At 70.7% G+C, this 23426-nt stretch carries 16 protein-coding genes; 7 read left to right on the forward strand and 9 right to left on the reverse strand.

Features of this window, described 5'->3' with window-relative positions; all coding sequences use genetic code 11:
• Nucleotides 1–2: 2 nt before the first annotated feature.
• Nucleotides 3–1307: a nucleoside recognition domain-containing protein gene (locus Q9Q40_06190; GenBank protein ID MDQ7006803.1), complete on the reverse strand. Its 1305-nt coding sequence runs from the start codon at nucleotides 1305–1307 to the stop codon at nucleotides 3–5.
• 136 nt (nucleotides 1308–1443) lie between these two features.
• On the opposite strand from Q9Q40_06190, the gene Q9Q40_06195 reads away from it, so the two are divergent.
• The 5 genes from Q9Q40_06195 (at nucleotide 1444) to ftcD (ending at nucleotide 6636) form a co-directional block, all read left to right on the forward strand.
• Complete coding sequence (locus tag Q9Q40_06195; GenBank protein MDQ7006804.1) at nucleotides 1444–2028, forward strand: type II secretion system protein; 585 nt, start codon at nucleotides 1444–1446, stop codon at nucleotides 2026–2028.
• Nucleotides 2021–3553 carry a hypothetical protein gene (locus Q9Q40_06200; GenBank protein MDQ7006805.1) on the forward strand — a complete coding sequence of 511 codons (1533 nt, stop codon included), beginning with the start codon at nucleotides 2021–2023 and terminating at the stop codon, nucleotides 3551–3553. The genes Q9Q40_06195 and Q9Q40_06200 overlap by 8 nt, the downstream gene beginning before the upstream one ends.
• The gene (locus Q9Q40_06205; protein MDQ7006806.1) at nucleotides 3543–3884 is read left to right on the forward strand and encodes a PilZ domain-containing protein; all 342 of its coding nucleotides are present in this window, start codon (nucleotides 3543–3545) and stop codon (nucleotides 3882–3884) included. Before Q9Q40_06200 ends, Q9Q40_06205 begins: the two co-directional genes overlap by 11 nt.
• 95 nt (nucleotides 3885–3979) lie before the next feature.
• On the forward strand, nucleotides 3980–4951 hold the full coding sequence (locus Q9Q40_06210) for a Gfo/Idh/MocA family oxidoreductase (protein MDQ7006807.1): 972 nt from the start codon (nucleotides 3980–3982) through the stop codon (nucleotides 4949–4951).
• A complete protein-coding gene (gene ftcD, locus Q9Q40_06215; GenBank protein MDQ7006808.1) occupies nucleotides 4948–6636 on the forward strand; it encodes a glutamate formimidoyltransferase in 1689 nt (562 codons plus the stop codon). The genes Q9Q40_06210 and ftcD overlap by 4 nt, the downstream gene beginning before the upstream one ends.
• 6 nt (nucleotides 6637–6642) lie before the next feature.
• Here ftcD and Q9Q40_06220 read toward each other — a convergent pair whose 3' ends face one another.
• The 3 genes from Q9Q40_06220 to Q9Q40_06230 form a co-directional block, all read right to left on the reverse strand.
• On the reverse strand, nucleotides 6643–7869 hold the full coding sequence (locus Q9Q40_06220) for a 4-hydroxy-3-methylbut-2-enyl diphosphate reductase (protein MDQ7006809.1): 1227 nt from the start codon (nucleotides 7867–7869) through the stop codon (nucleotides 6643–6645).
• A gap of 345 nt (nucleotides 7870–8214) precedes the next feature.
• Nucleotides 8215–8478, reverse strand: a complete 264-nt coding sequence (locus Q9Q40_06225) for a Fe(2+)-trafficking protein (GenBank protein MDQ7006810.1) — start codon at nucleotides 8476–8478, stop codon at nucleotides 8215–8217.
• A gap of 164 nt (nucleotides 8479–8642) precedes the next feature.
• Complete coding sequence (locus tag Q9Q40_06230; GenBank protein MDQ7006811.1) at nucleotides 8643–9716, reverse strand: cation diffusion facilitator family transporter; 1074 nt, start codon at nucleotides 9714–9716, stop codon at nucleotides 8643–8645.
• 172 nt (nucleotides 9717–9888) lie between these two features.
• Between Q9Q40_06230 and Q9Q40_06235 the strand changes: the two genes are divergently transcribed.
• Nucleotides 9889–10980 (forward strand): lysylphosphatidylglycerol synthase transmembrane domain-containing protein, encoded by a 1092-nt coding sequence (locus Q9Q40_06235; protein MDQ7006812.1) that lies wholly within the window; start codon nucleotides 9889–9891, stop codon nucleotides 10978–10980.
• Here the strand turns inward: Q9Q40_06235 and Q9Q40_06240 are convergent.
• The gene (locus Q9Q40_06240) at nucleotides 10927–11472 is read right to left on the reverse strand and encodes a YbhB/YbcL family Raf kinase inhibitor-like protein (GenBank protein ID MDQ7006813.1); all 546 of its coding nucleotides are present in this window, start codon (nucleotides 11470–11472) and stop codon (nucleotides 10927–10929) included. The two genes, Q9Q40_06235 and Q9Q40_06240, sit on opposite strands and share 54 nt — an antisense overlap.
• 160 nt (nucleotides 11473–11632) lie before the next feature.
• Between Q9Q40_06240 and Q9Q40_06245 the strand changes: the two genes are divergently transcribed.
• The gene (locus tag Q9Q40_06245) at nucleotides 11633–13843 is read left to right on the forward strand and encodes a hypothetical protein (GenBank protein ID MDQ7006814.1); all 2211 of its coding nucleotides are present in this window, start codon (nucleotides 11633–11635) and stop codon (nucleotides 13841–13843) included.
• A 9-nt stretch (nucleotides 13844–13852) separates the two neighbouring features.
• Here Q9Q40_06245 and Q9Q40_06250 read toward each other — a convergent pair whose 3' ends face one another.
• The 4 genes from Q9Q40_06250 to Q9Q40_06265 are packed head-to-tail and all read right to left on the reverse strand — an operon-like array spanning nucleotide 13853 to nucleotide 23420.
• Nucleotides 13853–14569, reverse strand: coding sequence for a hypothetical protein (locus tag Q9Q40_06250; protein ID MDQ7006815.1), 717 nt, complete (start codon nucleotides 14567–14569; stop codon nucleotides 13853–13855).
• Nucleotides 14566–19296, reverse strand: coding sequence for an efflux RND transporter permease subunit (locus Q9Q40_06255; GenBank protein ID MDQ7006816.1), 4731 nt, complete (start codon nucleotides 19294–19296; stop codon nucleotides 14566–14568). Before Q9Q40_06255 ends, Q9Q40_06250 begins: the two co-directional genes overlap by 4 nt.
• Nucleotides 19293–22358 (reverse strand): efflux RND transporter permease subunit, encoded by a 3066-nt coding sequence (locus Q9Q40_06260; protein ID MDQ7006817.1) that lies wholly within the window; start codon nucleotides 22356–22358, stop codon nucleotides 19293–19295. The genes Q9Q40_06255 and Q9Q40_06260 overlap by 4 nt, the downstream gene beginning before the upstream one ends.
• Before the next feature lie 3 nt (nucleotides 22359–22361).
• Complete coding sequence (locus Q9Q40_06265; GenBank protein MDQ7006818.1) at nucleotides 22362–23420, reverse strand: efflux RND transporter periplasmic adaptor subunit; 1059 nt, start codon at nucleotides 23418–23420, stop codon at nucleotides 22362–22364.
• Nucleotides 23421–23426: the final 6 nt, after the last annotated feature.

Below are 23426 nucleotides of genomic sequence, written 5' to 3' on the forward strand. Positions count from 1 at the left end.
GGTCAGCCGAGCCACCAGCGGCAGGCCAGCACGGCACCGAGTACGCCGAAGAGATCGCCGACCAGGCAGGCCGGTATCGCGTGCCGGGTCCTGCGCAGTCCCACCTCGCCGCCATAGACCGCCAGCACGTAGAAAGTCGTTTCGGTGCTGCCCTGCATGGTCGACACCAGGTACCCGATGGCGCTGTCCGCGCCATGGGTCTTCATGATTTCGGCCATCACCGCGTAGGCTCCCGACCCGGACAGGGGGCGCAGCAGGGCCATCGGCAGGGCTTCGGCGGGCAGGGCAAGGGCCCGGGTCAGGGGGTCGATCAGGCCGACCAGCGCGTCGAGGGCGCCCGACGCACGAAACATCCCCACGCCAACGAGGATCGCCACCATGTAGGGGATGATCCGCAAGGCCACCTGGAAACCCTCTCGTCCCCCCTCCACCACGGCCGCATAGACATCGACCCTCCGCGACCACCCGGCGAGCACCACGACCAGGATGATCCCGGGCAGCACCGTCGCCGACAGGGCCACACGGAACTCGTGAGGAGCGAGCCCGGAACGGGCCAGGGAGGCAAAACCCCAGGCCCCGCACGCGATGGCCACCAGCAGCACCGCCGCCGCGATCACCAGGCGCGGGAAGGACCACTTCGCCGGTGGAGCGCTCACGATGCCCTCATCGTCCGCCTCCCCGGCCGCCGGGTCATCCCCCCCACCCTGCACGAGGGGCGGACGGCTGGCACTGAAGAAAGGCAGGCGTGCGAGCAGCAGGCAGGCCACGACCGCCGCCAGGGTGGACAGCGCGGTGGCGAGGAGGGTCGTGATCACGATGCCCGCGGGATCCTTCGAACCCAGGGCGGCCCGGGCCGCGATCACACCCGTGGGAAAAACCGCGACCGCCGAGGTGTTGATGGCCAGAAACAGGCACATCGGGTCGGTGGCGGTACCCTTTCGCGTGTTGAGCCGGTCGAGTTGACGCATCGCCGCAATGCCGAAGGGGGTCGCCGCATTGACCAGTCCCATCATGTTCGCGGCGATGTTCATCGTGATCGCCGCCAGGGCCGGATGTCCGTCGGGAATCTCGGGAAAAAGCCGGCGAAACAGGGGACGCAGGCTGCGCGCGAGTCCACCGAGCAAACCGGCGCGGGAGAGGACTTCCACCATCCCCAGCCAGAAACTCATCATGCCGACCAGGCCGATCGCCAGGGTCACGGCGGACTGGGCGCTTTCCACGGACGCTCGACTGACCGCCTCGATCCGCCCGGTCAACAGGCCCACGCAAACGGCGACGAGGAGCAGGAGAATGAAGACCGGTCCCATCGCGGCAGGTTAGCACGAACGCCGGCGGACGGACGCCGACTTTCCCGAGGCAAGCGGCTCCTTGCCTCCGGCCGCCGGGGCCACCAGATTGGATCCATAGAGTCGAGAGCCGTCGGCAGGCGGCAGGGAGTTGCCCTTGTCCACAAGTGCCGGGAACGGGAGGCCGGGATCGACCGCGGGCTTGACCCTGCTCGAGACCCTGGTGGCCCTCGCCCTGGTGGCCATCCTGACCAGCCTGGCCGTACCCACCTTCGGCCGCGCCCTGGTCGCCGCCCGCCAGCAGCGCCTGGCAGCGGCGGCGGGACAGATCTTCACCGCCGTCCGCCGTTACCAGGCGGATCACGGGCACCCTCCGGCACCCGGCTCGCTTCGCCCCGATGGCTTCAATCTCCGCACCCTGACTCCCCTGGCCGATCGGGGTTATCTCGCGGGCCCCGAAGCGATCCTCACCCAGCTCAAGGATCGTCGCGTCACCGCCTACGACACCTCGGGGCCGGACGGGTCGAGTGGTTTCTGGCTGCTGCTGATCGACGCCGACAGTCCCGAACTGCAGATTCTCGCCGCCAGCACGGACGACTTTCCCCTGGCCCCGGGCCGGTGGCTCGAGGGGATCTACCTGCTGCGCGGCGAGCAACTCGAGAAGCTGCGCGGGGCCCCGTCCCTGGCGCCGACCCGCAGGACCAGGGCGGCGGGCGGTCCCGGAGAACCTCCCCGTGGCTGATTCCAGGCGATACTGGAAGGAGTCGATCGGCGTGATTCCGGGCCGGGGGAAGAAGCGGAGCCGCTCTCCCGCCGCAAAGGGGCCTTCGGCGGCCCCGCAACGCGTGGCGGCGGCCCTGGACGACGCGCGGCAGGAACTGGCCGCGCGAGGGAACGCAGACACGCTCACAGGTGTCCAGAAGTCGGGCCACGCGGTCGCGCTGGCCAACGTGTGCCGGACCCTCGAATCCCTTCCGGCGGGCAGCATGGATTTCGCCCGCCAGGTCACGCGCCATTTGTGGCCGGCCTCCCCCGCGGACATCCGGCGCCTGGACACCATCGTGGAGGCCTATCCCCTGCTCTCCCCTCCGGCGCGGAACGCGGTCGGCAACGCGGTGCTCGTCCGGGCGCAGGGCGAACGGCTCCTCGAACGCGCGCCGGAACCGACGGTTTCCGCCCTGCTGACCCGTGCCTCCCACTGGCGTCGCCTGGAAGAACTGGCGGGGCGGACCCGGCAGCTCCTCTCCGGCGGCGACGACGACAAGGTGCTGCGGGCCGCCCTCGAACTGGTGCCCGAAAGCGTGGACCTCGTCACCAACGCCCATCTCGCCGAGTCCATGGCGGAGGTCGTCGACGCCCTCGCCGGAAACGTTCCACGGGGCGCGGCCCTTTCCCTCCCCGCCCTGGGGAGCGCCGCGCCGGCCATCGCCGACTCCCTGAAGGGTGAAAAGCCCTCGCTGCTCACCCTCGAGGTAGGTAGCGCGATATGCAGGGCCCTGGTCGCTCTCGACCAGTCCCGCAGGGACGAACTCGCCCCCCTGCGCCGGCTCCTCGGCCGAGTCTCCGAACGCCTGGAGGGGCAAATCAACGAAGTGCTGCGGGCCCATCGCCGGGACCCGGAAGCCACCGCTTCCCTCGCCGCCCTGCGGCGTCACCTGCGAGACGTACGGTCGCGGCTCGACGAGGCGATGCTCGACTCCGCCGTCACGGCTCCCGTCGCCTCCGGTGCCCGTCCCGAGCCGACCGACGGCGACCAGCAGATTCTCGACCACCTGGCGCAGGTCGAGGAACAGGCGGAGGGGTCCGACGAGGAGAAAAACCGCTGGAAGCGCTGGATCGGCTGGAGCTTGATGGGCGGGGCCCTGCTGCTCGTGGGGACGATCCGCAGCCTGCTGCCCTCCCCCCTGCCCCCGGTTCCCGACGTGGTTCCGGCGGATTTCGCCCCGGCCACCGTCCTGACCCGGGTCGATCCGGCGGGGGCCCTGCTGGTGGCCACCGCCGATCCGGCATGGGACGCGGCGGACGCCTGGTCGCGTCGTCAGCAGGCCGTGCGGTTGATGAGCCTGGCCGAGAAGAAAGGCTTTCGCGCTGGTTTGCTCATCGCCGTCGATGGCCGCCCCCTGGCGTCCTGGTCGCCCGGTCGCCCGCCCCTGCTCAGGGAGGGCCCGGGCCGTGCGGCGATGACGCCGCAATCACCGGTGGCGCGCAGGCTCCGCGCCACTATGTTTGAAAGAGATGGCCAAGGTGGAATCCAGCATGCGCCCTGATCGTCGCGCCGGCGAGCGTGGGGCCGTCAAGTGCCCGGTGGAAGTGCGGGTGGGCGACAAGCCGCCCCTGCGGGGGCATACCCAGAACGTCTCGGCAACCGGATCCCTGCTGGTGCTGCCCTGCGATATCCCGCTGGGTGTCGAGTTCCGCCTGAGCCTCGAGTTGCCCGATGACCAGCCCCCCCTCGAGCTCTGGGCCATGGCGATTCGCCACGCTGCGGGCAGCGATGCCCATTCCCGTCCCGTCCGCCTGGGGGTGACCTTCATCCTGCCCCCCCTCGAAGCCGTCCGTCGTATTCGCAGCCTGATCTACGAATCCGCTCCGAACTGATCTCCCCGGAAATCCCACCCGCACTCTCTTCGTTGGCGGCATAATCGAACGCCGTCGGTCCTTGCCTCGAGCAGGACCCGGGAGAGGAGATTCCCATGCCCCGACGCGAGTTGTCCGTCGGCCTGGCCGGTCTGGGCCTGCACGGCGAACGCTACGCCAACCACCTGTTGCAGGGCCATGTTCCCGGCGCCCGCCTGGTGGCCGTCTGCCGGCGCCGACCGGATCTCTCCCGGGCCTGGGCGCGGGAGCACTCCCTGCGCCTGTACGGCTCCTTCGAAGAGCTGGCCGAGGCCCCGGGACTCGACGCCCTCGTGGCCGTGCTGCCTCCCTCCCAGCACGCCCCCGCCATTGCCACGGCGGCGGCGGCGGGGCGGCCCCTGCTGGTGGAGAAACCCGCGGCGGCCGGCGCCGACGCGGCGCGGCAGGCCCTGACCGCCGCCCGCCGGGCGGGCATCCCGGTGATGGTGGCCCAGACCTTGCGCTTCGACGCCACCATCACCGCCCTCGCCGAGGCCTTGCCCTCCATCGGCACGATCCAAACTCTCGCCATCAACCAGCGCTTCGAGCCGACCACGCGGGATTGGATCGACCGCCCCGGAGAAGGCGGCCTGGTCTTCAACACGGGTGTTCACGGCATCGACCTGATGCAGTACTTCACCGGCTGCCGGATCACCGAAGCGCGGGCCCTGGCCGGGCGCATCCATACCCGGAACACGGAAGACCTCTTCGTCGCTGCGCTTCGTCTCGAGCCGGGAGGCATTCTCGCCACCCTGGACAACTCCCGGGCCTGCGGCGCCCGCAGCGGCCGGGTGGAAATCGCCGGTACCCAGGGCCAGTTGGTGGCCGACCATGTGCACGGTATCTTGTGGCGCCTGCGGGGGCGCAGCCGGGAAGCGCTCCCGGTGGGACCGCCGGTGGCGACGTGCCGCGCGGTCCTCGCCGCCTTCGCCGACGCCCTGCGGGACGGTCGACCGATGCCGGTCCCCCTGGCCGAGGGGGTCGCGGCGGTGGAAGGCGCTCAGCTCGTCCAACAGGCTCTCGATCAAGAGGAGCAGGCAAACCCATGACCAAGATCATCGAGTGTGTTCCGAACGTCTCCGAGGGCCGTGACCAGGCTGTGCTCGAGCAGATCGCCGAGACGGTGCGCGGTGTCGAAGGCGTGGTACTGCTGGACGTGGATCCGGGAGCCGAGACCCATCGCACGGTCTTCACGTTCGTCGGCGATCCCGAAGCCGTGGCCGAGGCGGCGTTTCGCTTTGCCCGGACGGCCCTGCGCCTGATCGACATGACCCAGCATCGGGGAGCCCATGCGCGGATGGGTGCGGTGGACGTGATGCCCTTCGTGCCCGCCGGAGGCGGCGCCACCATGGACGACTGTGTCGCACTGGCCCGCCGGGTGGGCCGACGCATCGGGGAAGAACTCGAGATCCCGGTCTTCCTCTACGAGCGCGCCGCCACCCGGCCCCAGCGGCAAAGCCTGGCCGAAGTGCGCCGGGGCGAGTACGAAGGGCTGGCCGCCCGCCTCGCCACCGAGGAAGGACGCCCCGACTTCGGGCCCGCCGCTTTCGTTCCCCGTTCGGGCGCCACCGCCGTCGGCGCCCGCCCCTTCCTGATTGCCTACAACGTGGACCTCAATACCTCCGACCGGAAGCTGGCCCACGACATCGCCCTCGACATCCGCGAACAGGGGCGTTTGAGACGAGATGCCGACGGCAAGATCGTCCGCGACGCGGAGGGCAACAAGCTCCGCAAGCCCGGAATCCACCGCAACGTCCGCGCCGTCGGCTGGTACATCCCCGAGTTCGGCCGGGCCCAGGTCTCCATCAACCTCACCGATTTCAACGTCACCGCGCCTCACGAGGTCTTCGAGACGATCCGCAAGCTGGCCCGCGAGCGGGGCCTGCGGGTGACGGGCTCGGAGATCGTCGGCCTGGTCCCCCTCGAGGCGATGCTGATGGCCGGCCGCCACTACCTGGGCTTGCAGGGCCGCAGCGCCGCCCTGCCCGAACCCGACCTGGTCGCCCAGGCCATCGCCAGCCTGGGCCTCGACGACGTCAAACCCTTCGATCCGGCCCAGGCCATCATCGACTACCGCCTCGCCCCGCGGCAGCAGGGCCTGCGCGCGATGAGCCTGACCGATTTCGCCGACGAACTCTCCCGCCCCACCCCGGCTCCCGGCGGCGGCAGCGTGGCCGCCCTCGCCGGAGCCCTGGCCGCCTCGCTGGTTTCGATGGTCGCTTCGTTGACCCACGCCTCTTCGCGCACCTCGCCCGAGGCGCGCGAAGAACTCGAGGCCTGGGGCGTCCGGGCCCAGGCGCTCAAGGATGTGCTGCTCAAGGCCATCGACGACGATACCGCGGCCTTCGAAGCCATCGGAGCCGCCCGACGTCTGCCGCGCAAGACCGACGAGCAGAAAGCCGCCCGGGCCCAGGCGATGGTCGAGGCCACACGCCGCGCCATCGAGGTGCCCCTGACCGTCGTCGAGCAGGCGGCCGACGCCGCCGATCTGGCGCTGAAACTGGCCTCGAACGGCATGGAGGCCGCTGTCTCCGACGCCGGCGTCGCGGCCTGGTGCGCCCGCGCCGCGGCGGAGTCGGCGGCTCTCAACGTGCGGATCAATCTCCCCGGCTTGCCGTTGGAGGCCGAACGTTCGGCCCTGGCCGAGCGCCTCGAAAAGGCGTTGTCCCGGGCCCGCGACCTGGCCGCCCAGGCGGCCCGCAAAGCCGAGGAGCGAATCGCCTCCGGAAGCTGAGCGCAGCTATGCCGACTCGCCGGGAAACCGTTGGGAGGGGTCGATGCCGCGCAGTTCGAGAAGGCGGCAGATCACCGCGCCGATCTCCCGGTCGGGGGTGGAAGCACCGGCGGTGATGCCCACTTCCAGGTCTTTCTCCGGCAGCCATCCCCGGGAGAGGGCCATTTTCCCCGTGTCCGGCAGCCTGTGCCGAATTTCCCCGGCGCTGAGCAGCTCCCCCGCGCCTTCCACGTGATAGGTCGGCACCTTCTGGGCGCAGATCTCCGCCAGGTGGCCGGTATTCGACGAGTTGTAACCGCCGATGATGATCATCAGCTCCGGGGGCGACTCCATCATCTCCAGCACCGCCTGCTGCCGGTCTTCAGTGGCGGAACAGATGGTGTCGAAAGCCCGGAAATGCTCGTCGATGGCATCGCTCCCCCAGCGATCCTCGAGGGCCTGGCGGATCACCCGGGCCACCTCGAGGCTTTCCGAAGAGAGCATCGTGGTCTGATTGGCCATGCCGACCCGCTGCAAGTCGCGGCGGGGGTCGAAACTCTCGGAGACCGACTGCGCGAAACGGCGGAGGAAGGCCTCGCCGTCGGCCCCCTCGCCGGCCCGGATGAAACCCGCCACCTCATGCGTCTCTTCGAGGTTGCGCACCACCAGCACCTTGCCGCCCGGATATTGCAGGGCGCGGGAGGCGGTGGCCCGGGTCTCCTCGTGGTCCCACTTGCCGTGAATCAGGCAGGTGTACCCCTCTCGCGCAAAACGCTCGACGTTCTTCCAGACGTTGAGAACACTGCCGCAGGTGGTATCCACCAGGAGCGCGCCGGTTTCACGCAGCCGGGTCAGCAGATCGACGGTCACCCCGAACGCGGGAATCAGAACGACGTCCTCCGGGCCCACGTCTTCGAAAGCCACCGTCGAACCGTGACCTCCGTCGAGAAACTCGTAGCCCAGTTCCCGCAGGCGGGTGTTGACACCGGGGTTGTGGATGATCTCCCCGGTGATCAGCAGCCGCCGGCCGGGAAAATGCCGCCGGGTCTCGTAGGCGTAGTCCACCGCCCGCTCGACCCCGTAGCAAAAGCCGAACTCCTTGGCGATGCGGACCTTCAGTCCCGGCCAGGCCAAGGCGTGGCCGGCCAGGCGGGCCTGGCTGACCAGTTCGGACTCGTAGTCACGGGCCAGTTCTCCGGCGACCTCGCGGCGGAGCCCGAAACCCTTGCGGACGATATCTGGAAAATGGCTCAACGCTCTGTTCTCCGGGCTCTGCTCTGGCAAACCAGACCCTAACCCGAATTATGCACGAGCGCCCCCGGTGACGCCTTCACCCCGGAACGAAATTTGACCCTTCGGCGCTATGGGGGGAGGGGCGCGCCGAAGGGTCGGATGCCACGAAACGGTGGGTCACATCGGGAGCTTTTTTCTCCTGCCGGGCCGGGGGGAGAGTGCCCGGCAGGTCCGCTCCCAGTCAGGAGGATCTTGAGCCGGATATTAGGGCGAAGCGGGGCCGGCGAGGGGGCGGAGGGGGCCACTTTTGCTGCATATTCACCGCAAAAAAAGCACAGGGTCGATCCGCAAGCCCCCCGGCGGCGCCTATCCTTGCCCGGATTCCGCTTCTTTCAGGCCCAGGAAGACCTCCATCTGCTCCCGTACCGCCTGACTGTGCTCCGGGTGCAGCACGTTGAGGCGATACTCGTTGATCATTTTTGTCTGCATCTCGATCCACTGCCGGTAGCAGGGATCGCAGACAGACGCGCGAATCTCCCGGCCGAGGTCTCCGGGCCAGGGCTCGTAGTCGAGCCGCGGCCCTTCACCTCCACAACGTCGGCACTTCCACTGCTGATCGGGTGAGGTCATAACGCTTTCTCCTTGAGCGCGACAGTTTAGCCGCCCCGCCCCGGGGGGGCGAACACTCCCGGCCCGCGGGTTGGCCGAAGCTGGGGATCGCCCACCGGGGAAGGTGCCCCGTTGGGCGGGCACGCCCGTGGGCCGTTGCGGGTCGAGGGGCTGCCTGTCGCGGGTCAGGAAGGGTCCCGCCGAGCCTGGATGCTGGCCTCCTCGAGCTTCTGCCGGCAGGGGTCCGCCTCGTCGCCATGCCGCGGCAGAGCCAGGATGCGCGGAGTCCACGGATCCTCGCGACGGTAAGCCTCACCGCGCACCGGGCAGGGCTCCACGCGGCATCCGGCACAGAGGCTCGGCGAACAGGGGTCCGGATGGACCAGCACTTCCCCCGGCGCCGCCAGGCCTTCGATCAGGGCCGCGGAAAGTTCCTGTTGCGCCTCGTGTACCCGCTCCAGTTCCCAGTAGCGCGGCAGGGTCAGATGGAAGTCGATATGGACGAAATCGCCCGAACTCCAGGCCCGCAGCAGGTGAACATCGATCCACTCGTCCCGGCGCAGCCGCCGGAGGACTTCGGCGATGCGCGCGATCAGTCGCGGGTCCTGCCGGTCCATCAGCCGCCCCCCCGCCTCCCGCAGAAGCTGGACCCCGTTGAGGGTGATGATCGAGGCCACCAGGCAGGCGGCCAGGGGATCGAGAATCACGAAACCGGTCAGCTTCACCAGCAGGAGGCCGACGATCACACCCGCGGTGGTCACCGTATCGGCCAGCAGGTGCCGCCCCTCGCCGACCAGGGTCAGGCTACCGCACCGTTTTCCGCGGAGGACGAGGAACGAGCCGATCAGCAGGTTGGCCAGCGCCGCCGCTACGGCCAGGGTCAGTCCGGTGCCCAGGTCGCTGAGGGGACGGGGATCGAGCAGCGCGGGAATCGCCTCCCGCGCGATGCCCGCCGCGGCCAGGAGAATCATCACTCCCGCAAGCCCGGCGGAAAAGAACTCGATGCGCCCGTGTCCGTAGGGATGGGAGCTGTCCGCCGGTCGGGAAGCGTAGACGACACTGAAGAGTCCGAAAGCCCCGGTGAGCACGTTGACCAGCGATTCGACCGCGTCGGAGAGCAGGGCCTGGCTGGAGGTCAGCCACCAGGCCACCACTTTCAGCCCGCCGATCAGCACCGCCAGCACCAGCACTGCGGACATCACGACGACGGTACGGCCCTGGCCCGAGATGCTGTCGCGTACCTTCTCGCCTCGCTCCATCGAGCCCAGTCTACCCGGATCTTTCCCGTCCCTCGAAACGACGTCGCGGCCGAGCGCTGCAGGCCGGAACCCCCAGCGCCCGCCCCCTTCCGCAGGGAGCCGACCGGACCAGGCGCCGGAGCAAGCCGTCGAGCGGTTTGGCAGACGGGTTCGGGGGCCCCAGAATCGACCCATGCATGCCGCCCCCATCGAGCCCGCCGATCGCCGCGTCCGGAAACGCGGACCGGTCGGTCGCCGCGTACTGGCCCTGACCTTGCTCCTGCTGGCTGTCGGTTTTCTCGCCTGGCAGGTCCAGCGCGCCGGCCCACGAGAGATCGCCTCACGCCTGGTCGAGGTGAGCTGGCCCTGGCTGGGGGTGATCGCAGCGCTGACCCTCGCCCGCTACCTGGTGGCGTCCATGAAACTGGCAGCCATCAGCCGGCGCCTGATGCGGGTGCGATTCGCGGCCTACGTGCCGATCTTCCTCGCCTCGCAGATTCTCACCCTGGTGATCCCGGGCCTCCGGGTCGGAGGCACCATCCTGCGGGCCCACCTGGCCAACCGACGCTTCGGAGGCGGCTTCGCCCGTCACCTGGGGCCCAATATCCTCGACCAGCTCACCCTCTTCGCGGCCTGGCTGATCGCCGCCGGCGTTCTGCTGCCCGTGGCCGCGGCGGAAACCGCCGGCCCCGTGCCCTATCGTCCCTTTCTCCTGCTGGCGGGATTGACCGGAGCCTTCGTCGGAGGCTTTTTCCTCTTCCGGCGCCACTGGCCGGCCATCCACCGCTGGCTGAGGTTCGAGCGCCGCGGCCTGAAAGCCCGGGTGGCCCAGGCCCTGGCCCAGGCCCTGGAAGGCACGGGCACCCTGGTCACCGATCCGACCGCCATCTTCCTCGGCCTGGGCGGCGGCCTGCTCTTCGTGCTGCTGGCCGGGCTCTGCCAGCACGCCGCCCTGCACGCCCTGGGCGAGCCGGTGGCCTGGTGGACCTCCCTGCTCGCGGTGGTCGTGGGAACCACGGCCGGCACCGCTTCGGGCACCCCGGGAGGCCTGGGAGTCGCCGAGGCGGCCCAGGTGGTCTACCTCCAGGGGCAAGGCATCCCCCCGGGGATGGCGACGGCGGCCGTGCTGCTGGCCCGGGGCGCGTACTACATTTCGATCCTGGCTACCGGCGGCCTGTCCTTCGCCTGGGAAGCCCGACAAGGACACCTGGCGGGGTTGATGGGAGGCCGGTTACCAGCCGCTGCCCACGATCCAGTGAGCCGTCCCCAGGACATGACCTCTTAGCTCGCCCTCCATCCGGTCGGCATCCGCTCCGGGCTCGAGAGAGACCGGGCGGTCGAGGGCGTAGAGGGTGAAGCGCAGGCGTCGCCCCCCCCCCATTTCGAGGGGCGGTGCGGCAAAGCCCGGCAGCCCATCGCCCACCCGGGCCTGGGACAGGCCGGCGACCCGGGCCTCCCGGGGCAGGCCCGGGGGCAGGCCCCGGCGATCGGGCGTGATGTTCCACACGGCCCAGAAGATCCGGCCGCGGCCGATCGCGGAATCGTCACGGGCCACCAGCGCGAGACTCGCCGTACCCGGCGGGACCGCCTGCCAGTTCAGCTCGGGGCTCCCGCCGAAACGTCCCATCATGGTGATCGCGGTCCAGCCGCCGGCAGCCGGTCCTGCCGGTTGCAGGTGGAATCCCGGACTCTCGTTACGCAAAGCGCTGTCCACGCCGGCGGCCAGGGAAACCGCGGCGACGAGGAGCAGGATGGGCAGGCTGAGTCTGAGGTCCATGGACCCGGAATGTACCGCGAAACCCGGCTCCGGCAGGGAGAGCCGGGGAATCGGGCGAAATTGGAGGAGGACGGAGCCAGGCGGTATCCTGCTGGCCATGGACTCGGCTGGAGGGCAACCCGACCCGCAGGCGTTTGCGCTGCGGCGGGAGTTGAGGGACTTGATCGACCACCTGGTCGAAGGGGGATGCGGACACCGGCGCCGCTTCGAGGAAGTCCTCGAACGCCTCGGACGCTCCCGCCGCCTGGCGCTCCGGCAGATGATCGCCATCCTCCGCCATCACCCCGTGGGCGACCAGGTGTCCGCCCTGGAGATCCTCGGCCGTCTGGCCCGCCCCTCCGATGCGCGACAACTCGCCGCCATCGCTTCCAACAGTGACGAGCCGGAGACCTGCCGCGTGCTCTGCGCGATGGTCGTACTGGGACTCGACCAGGGCGAACGCCTGGACGGCGCGGAGATCTCCGGCCTGGTGCTGCGCTGGCAGGCGCGACACCTGGCCGAGGAACCGGGACTGCGCGAGCCGCTGCTCCGACTCTATGCCTCGGCTCCTCCGGACGAGCGGCGACGCTGGCTGGCCCTGCAGGACGACCAGCTCGACGAGGTGGAAGGCCGCGCAGCGGTGTTCGAAATGCTGCTGGAAGCCGAGAACGATCCCTCCTTGCGGGAAATGGCCCTCGAGGCCCTGATTCGCATCCCCCACCCCACCGTGCGGGCGGCCCTGCGCCGGATTCGACCGCAGGGGCCCTACGAGCGGGACTTCGTCACCGGCGCCCTGGCAGCCCTGGCGGCAAGCGCCGACCCCGTGGCCGTGCCGGAGGGCTGGAGCGCCCGGATCGGCTTCTGCGATGGATCGGGTGCCTTTCCCCTGCGCTTCGACTTCCTCCGTGAAGGCCAACGCCCGCGCTGCGCCCTGTTCATCATCGATCTCGAACGAGGCCCCACCGAGGCGCTGGCGCTGGTGGGCAACGAGGTCGCCCGCTACGACGGGCTGGACGGCGATCTTCCCGGAGAAAACGGGGGCGCTGGCGAACCCGAGCTCTACCCCATCGCGATCAACCGGGCCCTGGCCCTGCTCGAAGAGGCCCGACGCCAAGCGGGGCCGGGCCGGATCCCCGCCTGTCCCGACTTCGAGGATGCTTGCCGGCTGCTCGATCCGCTCGCCGACGTGATGCCCGTCGCTGCCGAGGCCTTGCCCCTGCCGGAGGTGCCCGACGCCCTGCGACGTTCGGCCCTGCTGGTGGATCTCCCAGGATATGCGGGGTGGTTCTACGATGGGGGCGACCGTTTCCTCGACGATCTCCGCCTGCAGCACCTCGAGGCCCCTCGCCCCCTGGCGCCTCCCGCGGCCCGGCTGGTCAACGCGGCGGTCGACCGCCTGATCGAGCGCGGCGAGCCGGCCCGCCTCGCCCGCCGCCTGCGACACAACGCCCTGGTCCATCGCCTGGCCAGCCAACTGGAGTTCGGGGCGATCGCCATGGCCGCGGCCGCGGCCTGTCAGACGCGGGAGTTCCGGAGGCTGCCCCTGGTGCGACGCATCGTCACCCGCTCTCTCCACCCCGGGCACATGTTCTTCTCCCCGACTCCCGACGCCACCCGGCGCGGCGACCTGGCGGAACTGCTGATCGACACCTCGGCCCCCGATCGCCACCAGGTCTTCACGGTGGATCTGGCCTGGATCCTGACCCGGGCGATGGAAGTCTGGCAGGCGCGGATCCCGGTCGGCGATCGTCCCTCCGGAGAACAGGCCCGGTTGGCCGTGCTGACCCTGGCCCCGATCGTCGCCCGCTGGATCGAGAGCTTTCTCGATCGTGCAGCCATGCCTCCCGCCGCGGCCTGGGAAGCGGCCGGGGACGATCTCCGGGCGGTCATCGGCGGCCACCTGGAAGATCGCGGTTTCGCCCGGCCGGCGGTGGACCCCCGGTGGCAAGAACTCCTCACCCTGCTGGCCTCCGCGGCCCGCGTCCTGGTTTTCGAGATCTGTCTCGACCAGTGCCACATGCACTGCCCGGCTCACCCCCGCCTGCCCGCCGGCGACGCCCTGGATCACGGCGTCTTTCCCGCCGGCCGCCAGGCGGAAGTCCGCATTCGCTCCTGGCCCGGAACACTGCGCTGCGAGACCCCGCCCCACCACCGTTCGATTCTCTACCGCTTGCTCGACAAGGCCCGTCGACGCCGGCTCCGCACCCCCTTTCTCTGCGCTCTGTGCCGCGAGCCGCGCCCGGGCACGACCCGCTCCCGCTCCCGGGCCCGGGACGCGGAGGGTCGGCAGCACCTCGTCTGCCGCCGCTGCCAGGGTCGCTACGGTCGGGATGCGGCCTTTCGTCGGGAGATCGAAGCCCGTGGCCTGAGGCTCGAAGCGCCGCGTTCCTAGCCGCCGGTCTCATCCCCCGTCCAGCATGCGCTCGCGCCGTTCCGCCCGGGAGTAGGCCAGGGCGAGGCATGCGGCGCCCAGCAACAGGTAGCCCAGGCGATTGCGCAACCACAGGGCCTGGACTTCGCCGGGATCCTGCCCCGAGACGGTCAGGGGCGACCAGAAAGGCGAATAGGCCGAACCGGCGAAGAGCAGGGCCACCGCCAGCACCACCACCGCGGCGAGCGCGCCGCTGATGGCCCCCCGGAACAGAGCACCGGTGCCCGTGGCCACCACCAGGAAGAACAACCCCACCTGCAACGAGGCGACCAGGGCCTCGAAGGGGAAATCGGTCAGCAGGAGAAACACCGCAGCCGCCAGGGTCAGCTCGGCTGCCACCATCAGCAGGGCCGCGGCGATCAGTTTGGCGGTCCAGATGCGCCCGGCCCCGCCCGGCACGGTATAGGCGATCTCCAGGGTGCGCTGATCGATCTCCGCGGCGATCACCCGTACGCCGAGAAAGATTCCCAGGGCCGCCAGGGGCAGGCCGATCAGCAGGCCCTGCACCGAACGTTCCGTGTACCCTCCCCCGCCATCGCCCACGAAAAGCAGGGCGTAGAGCAGCAACGGCCAGGCCAGTGGCACCACCGCCACCAGACCATAGCGGCGGGAGGCCATTTGCCGCGCGGAAGGGGGCAAGGTCGCCAGCAGGGCTCCCAGGGCGGCCAGGCGGCGGCTCGGCATCATGACGGACTTCCCACGAGCAGCATGTAGCCATCCTCCAGGCTGGGTTCGGCAGGGCGGGCCTGGTCGGCGGGGGCCCGGGCACAGAGCACGCGCAGGCGGCGCGAGCCATCACCGACGGGCGCTTCATCGACGATTCGGGCTCCGGCAGGCAGTTCGACCGGCCGTTCCGGCGGCACCCTCACCTCCCACACCCGGCCGGCAGCCCGCCGCGCCAGTCCCGCGGGGCTGCCGTCGTAGACCAGGCGACCGCCGGCCAGGACCAGTACCCGCTCACAGGAAACCTCGACGTCTTCCACCACGTGGGTCGAAAACAGGACGATGCGTCCGCGAGCCAGGCGCGCCAGGAGGTTGCGGAAGCGAATGCGTTCCCGCGGATCGAGGCCGACGGTGGGTTCGTCGACGATGATCACCGGCGGCAGGCGCAGCAAGGTCCGGGCGATGGCGACCCGCTGGCGCATGCCCCCGGAGTACTCGGCGATGCGCCGATCGGCCTTTTCCGCCAGCCCGACTTCTTCCAGCAGACGGTCGACCCGTTCGCGACGCTCGGCGGCCGGGACGATGTCGTAGAGCAGGGCGTAGTAGAGCAGGTACTCCCGCCCGGTCATGTTGTCGGGGAGGCCGAAGTCCTGGGGCAGGTAGCCCAGCCAGCGGGCCAGGCGGGGACGGAGTCCGTCGAGGGGCTCGCCCCCGAGGCGGATCACCCCGGTCACCGGATCGAGGATGCCGGCCAGCAGCCGCAGCAGGGTGGTCTTCCCCGCGCCGTTGGGGCCCAGAATCCCGATCATGCCCCGTTCGGCGTCGAATTCCACGTGATCGAGGGCGCGCACCTCGTCGGCGGAAGCGGCGGGAGCGAGCCACCGCCGGGCCAGGCCTTCGAGCGCCGGGGGGGAGCGTCTCCGGCCCGATCCGCGCGCCGGCGATTCCCGGGTCGCCAGGTGACGACCGTATTGGAAAATCGCGAGGGTCAGGGCCAGGAGCACGGCTCCCGCCAGGCGCCACCCCAGGCCCGCGCGGCCTTCGAGCCAGGGAGCGAGCACGTCCCTGAAGAGGACGATCTCCCAGGCGGCCCAGGGCAGGGCCAGGGCCAGCGCCCCCTCCGCCCCGCCGGGCGTCTCCCGCCCCAGGGCGTCGACCTTGCCCCGCCAGCGGCGCAGGTGTTTCAGCCAGGCCCCCAGCCAGCCGGCGGTGACGAAGAGGAACACGATCTTCCACAGCCCGGCCGAGGCGGCGTGGGCCAGGTAGCCCGTGGCGCCGGCCAGCAGGGCGTAGCGAGCCAGGGGCTCGACGGCGTCTTTCGGCAGCCAGGCGCGGGCCCCGCGGGCCTCGACGCGCTCGAGAAATTCCCGCCGGGCGCCGAGAGCCGCCCGCAGCGGGCCGGGCAAACCATAGAGCTTGGTCAGGGCCCGCACTTCCAGGCGCGGGGGAGCGCCCGGCTCGATCTTCGGCTCGGGGGGAGGCTCGCGTCGCCAGGAGAGGGCGATCGACAGCAGCCAGCAGGCGGCGACCAGCACCGTGGTGACGATCTGCCAGGTCAGTGAGCTGACGGCTCCACTCCTGAAAAGCGGTCCGACGACCGCGGTGGTCAGGCCGAGCCAGGCGAGCACGACCCACGGCCCCAGCCGCCCGAAGAGGGTGTCCAGCCGACGCAGGAGCACGTAGGCCAGCGGGATCACCACCAGCGTCAACACGGTGGATGCCGCCAGGCCTCCCATCACCACCGTGGCGAAGGGGGGCCAGATCTCGTTCTCCCGCCCCGTCGCCAGGGCCAGGGGCCACAGGCCCGCCAGGGTCGTGACGGTGGTCATCAGCACCGGCCGCGCCCGTTCCCGGACAGCGGCCAGGGCGGCGGCTCCCGGCCCCCAGGTGCCCGAGCGGCTTCTCTGCTGCATCCGGTCCACCAGCAGAATGGCCGGATTGACCGTCAGGCCCAGCAGCGCCAGGGTGCCGACCAGCGCCATCAGGTCGGCGGGCATCCCCGCCGCGATCAGCGACCAGGCGGCCCCGATCAGGGTCAGCGGCAAGGCGAGCAGCACCAGGAAAGGCATGGAGAACGATTCGAAAGTCAGGGCCAGCACCGCGAAGAGCAACAGGACGACGGGGACGAGGATCTTCCTGAACCACCCCGTCGCCGCTTCGCGGGTCTCCGTCTCCAGTGTGTAGCCCCGGGGAAGGGCCAGGCTGCGCACGGTGGCCTGGAGCTGGCGTTCGATTTCCAGCCGCCGGGGACCCACCTCCGGCAGATGCCGCGAAAGGCGGTAGAGCACGCTGATCTCCCGGCGGCCGTTGCGATGGCGGATCACGGGGGCGGCCGGCAGCACGCGCACATCGCTCAGCACCCCCAGGGTCGTGACCCCGGCCGGTGTGCCGACCGGCAAGGTCTCGAGGGCGCGGCGATCGAGACGCCGGCCCTCGCGGAAGAGCGTTACGGGGGTTTCCCTGCCGTCGCGTCCCACCATCCCCACCGGCAGGACCATGCCTTCGCGGCGGAAGGCGGACAGGGCGGGCAGAATCGACTCGGGAGCCAGGCCGAGGGCCGCGAGCCACTCCCGCCGGGGCTCGATGTTCAGCTCCGGCGGGTTCCCGCCGCCGGCCACCCAGGCGTTTTCCACCTCTTCGAGGGCTTCCAGCCGAGCCGCCAGTTCCCGCCCCAGCCTCGTCAATCGTTCGGCATCCGGGCCGGACAGGCGGACGCGGGCCGGTCCGTTCCCCAGCAGGTCCGTCGTCTGCGCCTCGCCCCCCCCACCCTGGTCGTCTCCCGGACGCAAGACCTCGGTGCCCGGCAGCTCGCGCGCGGCGATCCGCTCGACCCTGGCCACCAGGCTTGCCGCCGAAGTCTGCGGCGGACGCTTGTCGGCCTCGACGAGCTTGATCGTCAGGGAGCCCGAGCCTTCCTGGATGAAACTCGACACGCCGGCCACGCCGGCCGTGGCCAGCAGCCGCCTTTCGACTTGTCCGAAGATCGCGCTGCTGCGCTCGAGAGTGCTGCCCGGGGGCAGGCGCAGGGACAAGCGCACCTCGTCGGCCTCCCGGCCGCCTCCCGTGGCGGTGTTGACCCCCAGCCACACCGTGGCCACGACGGCGGTGATCAGCACCGCTCCCCCAATGCCCGCCAGCCACGCGCCGGGGCGCCGCAGCGCACTGGCCAGCAGGCCGCCGAAGACTTCCCGGCCGATGTCCGGCGGGGAAAGCCCGCCGCGCTCGGCCCGTCTCCGGCGCCGGGCCGCGATGGCCCGCAGCGCGGCCGGGGCCGCGAGTCGGCGGGAGAGCAAGGGCACCAGTCCCAGGGCCACGATCAGCGAGCCGGCCAGGGGCAACAAGTAGGCCAGGGCGAGAATGCCGACCAGGGTCTGCATGGCCCGGTCACCGAAATCCACGATCAGCAACGGAAAGAAGACGACGGCGTTGGTGGCGGTGGCGGCGACGATGGCCCGCACGGTGCGCCGGCTGCCGGTGAGCGTCGCCCGGCCGGCATCCTCGCCCCGTTCGAGCTGCCTCTGGATGGCTTCGTAGACGACGATGGCGTTGTCGACGAGCATGCCCAGCCCTACCGCCAGGCCGAAGAGGGTGACCAGGTTCAGGCTCTGGCCGGCCAGGTAGAGCAGCGCCAGGGCGATCAGCAGGCTGGTCGGCACGGCCAGGGCGACGACCAGCACCGCCCGCAGCCGACGCAGGAAGAGCATCAGCGCGGCGAGCGCGATCAGAAAACCCGTCGCCGTGAGTTTTTCCAGTCGGAAGATTTGCTTTTCGACAACGTCGGCAGCGTCGAAGTGGATCGAAAAACCGACGCCCCGCTCCTGGAACTCCCGCCGCAGGCGCTCGAGCCGCTCCCGCAGGGCGCGCCCCATGCGCACCAGGTTGGCGCTCTCGTTCTTGAAGATCACCAGGCCCACGGCGTTCTGACCGTCGACCCGGAAGAGGGTCGTCTCACGCCCGCCCGCCTGGTCGATGGCGGCCACGTGTCGCAGGCGGACCGGAGAGTCCGCAGCGAGCTGCACCTCCGCCAGGCTGACCACGGACGGCGGCCGCCCATCGACCAGTACCAACCGGCGCCCCCCGAAGCCATCGATGCGGCCCGCCGAACGCGGCGCCGCCAGCACGTCGGCCAGCCGCCGGGCCACCGCCTCGGGAGGCATCCCCCATGCCGCCAGTCGGGCCGGGGAGAGGTCGATGCGGATGCCATGGCGGGCGCCGCCGAAGATCAGCACCCGACTGACGCCGCCGACGCCGCTCAGCCGCGGCTCGATCTCCTCCTCGACCAGGCTGCGCAGGGCGTGGCGATCCACCGGCGCCGTCACCTGGACGACCATCACGAAGCGGCTCATGGCGGAGAAGTCGTTGGCGGCGCCCACGTCGATCGTGGTGCCCGGCGGCTGGCCGTGTCCGAGATCCGCCGCCAGTTGCCGCAACTCGAGTTCCCGCACCTTGATGTCGGTCCCCTTTTCGAAGCGCACCCGCAAGAAACCGGAGGCGCCGCGAATCTCCCCCTCGGTCTCCTGCACCCCATCGATGGAGCCGACCCGGGCCTCGAGGGGCATCAGGATCTCCCGCTCGACGACCTCCGGCGGCGAACCGGGGCGCACGAAGCTCAGGTCGAGGGTGTCGCCGCTGACCGGCGGAAAAAGCTCCACGGGAATCTTCCACCCGGCCAGCAGCCCGAGCAGGACCAGGGCGGTGAAGAACATGGCCGTGGCCACCGGTCGGCCAGCGGGCAGGGCCAGCCAGCTCATGGGACCCGGCGCCGGAAGCGCAGGCGATGCAGGAGCAGGTAGAGAGAGGGAATCACGAAGAGCGACGCGACGGTCGAGGCGAGCAGTCCGCCGATCACCGTCAGCGCGAGAGGAGCCCGCAGTCGAGCCGCCTCGTCCCAGCCGAAGGCCAGGGGCGCCAGGGCCAGCACCGTGGTCAGGGTGGTCATCAGGATCGGCCGCCAGCGAAGACCCGCCGCCCTTGCGATGGCCGGGGCGGCCTCCAGCCCCTCGACCCGGCGCCACCGCTCGGCGGTGTCCACCAGCAGGATCGCGTCGTTGACCGCCACCCCCGCCAACAGGATCAGCCCCAGCAGGGCCATCACTCCCAGGGGCCAGCCCAGGGGAACCATGACGCAGGCCACACCCACCAGGGCCAGGGGCACCGAGGCGAGAACCGTGAAGGGATGGAGCAGCGACTCGAACTTGCCCGCCAGCACCATGAAGACCAACAGCAGGGCCATCGCCAGCGCTCCGAGCAACTCCCCCAGGGCCGCCACACGCTCTTCCTCCTCACCCGCCAGGCGGAGTCGCAGGCCCGGGGGCGGCTCGAAGCCGGCGACCACTTCCTCGAGGGCCCGCACGGCCTGGGGATAGCTCACCCCCGGTGCCACCCGGGCGGTGACGCGCGCCACCCGTCGCTGGTTGCGGCGCAAAATCTCCCGCGCGCCCTCGACCTCTTCGAAGCGGGCCACGTCACCGAGGGCCAGGCGCTTGCCGCCGGTGGTGAAAAGGGGCAGCCGCTCGAGCTGATCCCGCCGGATGCGCGGGGTGTGCAGGGTGACCTCCAGCTCCTCGTCACCCCGCACCAGGCGGGTGACATCGAAGCCTTCGAGGGCCGCCTGGAGGCTGCGGGCCACCAGCTGCGGGGTGACGCCCAGGGCGTCGGCCAGGTTGCGGTCGATGACCACGTGCAACTCGGGCGGGCCACCTTCCAGCGAGGAGCGCACGTTCCACAGCTCCGCACGGGCCGCGGCCCGACGGCGCAGGGCCACGGAGGCCTCCCTCAGGTCGGCCAGGGAACGACCGCCGATCTCCACCGCCAGGGGCGCTCCCATGTGCCCCAGGGACCGGGCCAGGGCCGACCCGCCCAGTTCCCACTCCACCGAAAGTCCCGCCAGGGACGCCACCGCGTCCCGGGCGGCGGCCACGACCTCCCGCGCACCGGGCCCCTCCCCCGAAAGGGAGACGGTGATCCGAGCGGTGTTCTCCTCGAACTGCTCTTCCCGCACCTGGCGGTCGTCTTCGGGCAGCCGGCCGACCTCCGAGAGAATCGCCTGCGCGGTGCCATGACTCGCTTCCCGCAGGATATCCTCCACCCGGCCCGCCACCTCGGCGGTGGCCTCCACCGGCATGCCCGCTTTGGCCACCAGTCGCAGGGAGAAGCTCTGCGGATCCGCAGGCGGCAGCAATTCCGTCCCCAGGCGACCGAGCCCCCATCCGCTCCCCGCCACCGCCGCCGTCGCCGCCAGCAGGACGAGCCAGGGGTGCTCGACGGCGCGGCCGGTCAGCCTCTCGACCGCCCTTCGACCGGGATCGAAAGCCCGGACCCGCTCGCGGGGCAACAGCCATGTCGACAGGGCCGGAATCAGGAAAACCGCGGCCAGCAGCGAGACCAGCAGCGCCGCCATCACCGCCAGCGACAGCCCCTCCACCAGCCGCGCGGCCAGCCCCTGGACGAAGAGCACCGGCAGGAAGACGATGCAGGTGGTCAGGGTGCTCGCCCCGATGGCCCCGGCCACCTCTCCGGTCCCCTGGACGATGGCCTCCAGGCGTCCGCCCCCCGCATCCAGGCGGCGGTAGATCGCCTCCACCACCACGATGGCGTTGTCGACGAGCATCCCCGCGCCGAGGGCCAGGCCGGCGAGGGTCATCACGTTCAGGGAACGGTCGGCCAGGCGCATCACGAACAGGGTGGCGAAGAGCGAGACCGGGATCACCGCCGCGACCACCACGGTCGGACCGGCGGCGCGCAGGAAGAGCGCCAGCACTCCCACCGCCAACAACACTCCCAGCAGGGCGGCCCGCCGCACCTCCCGAATCGAAGACTCCACCACCCGGGCCTGGTCGACGATCACGCCGACCTCGACTCCCGGCAGGTCTTCCGCCAGCGGCGCGAGGGCCGCGCGCAACCGGCGCGAGACGTCCACCGTATTGGCTCCCGCCTCCTTGAAAATGGACAGGCTCACCCCTTCCCGCCCATCGATCCGTACCAGGTGCGTGATCTGTCGATCGGCCTCGTAGACCCGCGCCACGTCGCCCAGGTGGATCGGCCGCGCGCTCGGCTGCCCACTCGAGGGGTAGACCAGCACGACCCGGGCCACGTCCTCGCTGCTCTCGAAGCGCTGGCGGCTGCGCACCAGGTAGACCCGGCCTCCCTCCTCCAGGGTGCCCGCCTCGATATCCACGTTGGCCGCCTGCAGCCGCGCGGCGAGCTGCTCGAGGGACAGTCCGAGGGAGCCGAGAACCAGGGGGTCCACGTCGATCCGGATCTCCCGTTCCCGGCCGCCGAGCACCCGGGCCTCGGCCACGCCCTCGATGCGCTCGAGAGCGGGAGCCAGCCGTCGTCGCGCGATCCGCCGCAACTCGGCGAGGGCCCGCGGCCCTCCCGCGCCCACCAGGCCGAGGGTCATCACCGGGGATTGGCGGGGGTCGAAGCGACGAACCAGCACCTCGTCCACGTTCGGATCGGCCCCCATCGGTGCCATCGCCTTCTGCACCTCGATCAGCGCCAGGTCCATGTCGGCATCCCAGGCGAAGACCACCGTGGCGAGCAGCCGACCGGTCCGCGCCACCTGGGCGATCGAGCGGATACCGCGCACCGTGAACAGCCGTTGTTCGACCTGCTGGCCGTAGAGCTGCTCCATCTCCAGCGGCGGCCGGTTACCGGAGCGTATCGAGACGACGACGGTGGGCGACTCCAGGTCCGGCAGCAGATCGACGGGCAGAAGCCGGAAGGCCCGGTAACCGACGAGTACCGCCGCCAGCGCGATGACCACCATCGCCACGGGCCGGCGGGCGGCGATCCGGATCCAGCGTTCCACCGCTCAAGACCCCGTCACGCGCACTCGGCTCTCGTCGGCCAGGGTTTCGAGGCCCTTGACGACGATCTTCTCACCGGGTTCGACCCCGCTGAGCACTTCCACCACGTCATCGTCGCCCAGGCCGAGCCGCACCTCCCGCTCGGCCACTCTCTGGCCACGCAGCACGAAGACCACCTTGCGTCCCGAGCGTTCGGTGACCGCTTCGCGGGGCACCACCGTCACTCCCTCGCGGGTCTCGGCGATCAGCGTCGCCTCGACGAACATGCCGGGCCGGAGCACCAGGTCGGGGTTGGCGACTTCCACCTCGACCCGCAGGGAGCGGGTCTTGGGATCGAGGGTCGGCGCCAGGCGCAGCACGTGACCGGGAAAGGTGTGATCGGGCCAGCCGTGATGCCGCACCCGGGCCGGGAGTCCCACCCTCACCCGCGCGATGTCCGGACCGAGAATATCCACGTCGGCCACCACGGGGTCGAGAGGGGCGATGCGCGCGACGGTGAAACCCGCCGTCACCCGCTGGCCATCGGCCAGGGGCTGTCCGGTGGCGTCGCGCGCCAGTTCGAGGATGACTCCCGCGATGGGCGAGACGAGACGGGTCTGCTTTTCCGTGTAGCGGCTTCGCTCGACCTCGAGGCGGGCGTCGGCCAAAGCGGCCTCGGCCGCGATCAGTTCTTGCTCGGCGATCAGTCCGGCCTCGAAGAGCTTCTTCTTCGAGTCGTAGTCGCGCAGCGCCGTCAGGTAGCGCCGTTCGGTCGACTCGGTACGTGCCGCCAGGCGGACTTCCTCGCCGCGAATCGCGGCGATCGCCTGCCCCCGGGTCACCAGGTCACCTTCCGCCAGTCGCCGACCACCCTCCTTCAGACGGGCGATCTCCAGCAAACCGGGCGATTCCACCGTCAAGGCGACGACCTCGCTGGCCCGCACGCTGCCGGTGGCCACGATCCCGTCTTCCACGTCAGCGGTGCCCACCGCCTGCACCCGCACCGGGACACGGAACTCGATCTTTTCCTCGCGCGCCTGGGGCGAGCAGGCCGCCAGGCCCGCTCCCGCCAGGAGGAGCGGCATCCGGCT

The sequence above is a fragment of the Acidobacteriota bacterium genome (genome assembly GCA_030949985.1).
In the GTDB taxonomy this organism is placed as follows: Bacteria; Acidobacteriota; Polarisedimenticolia; order J045; family J045; genus JALTMS01.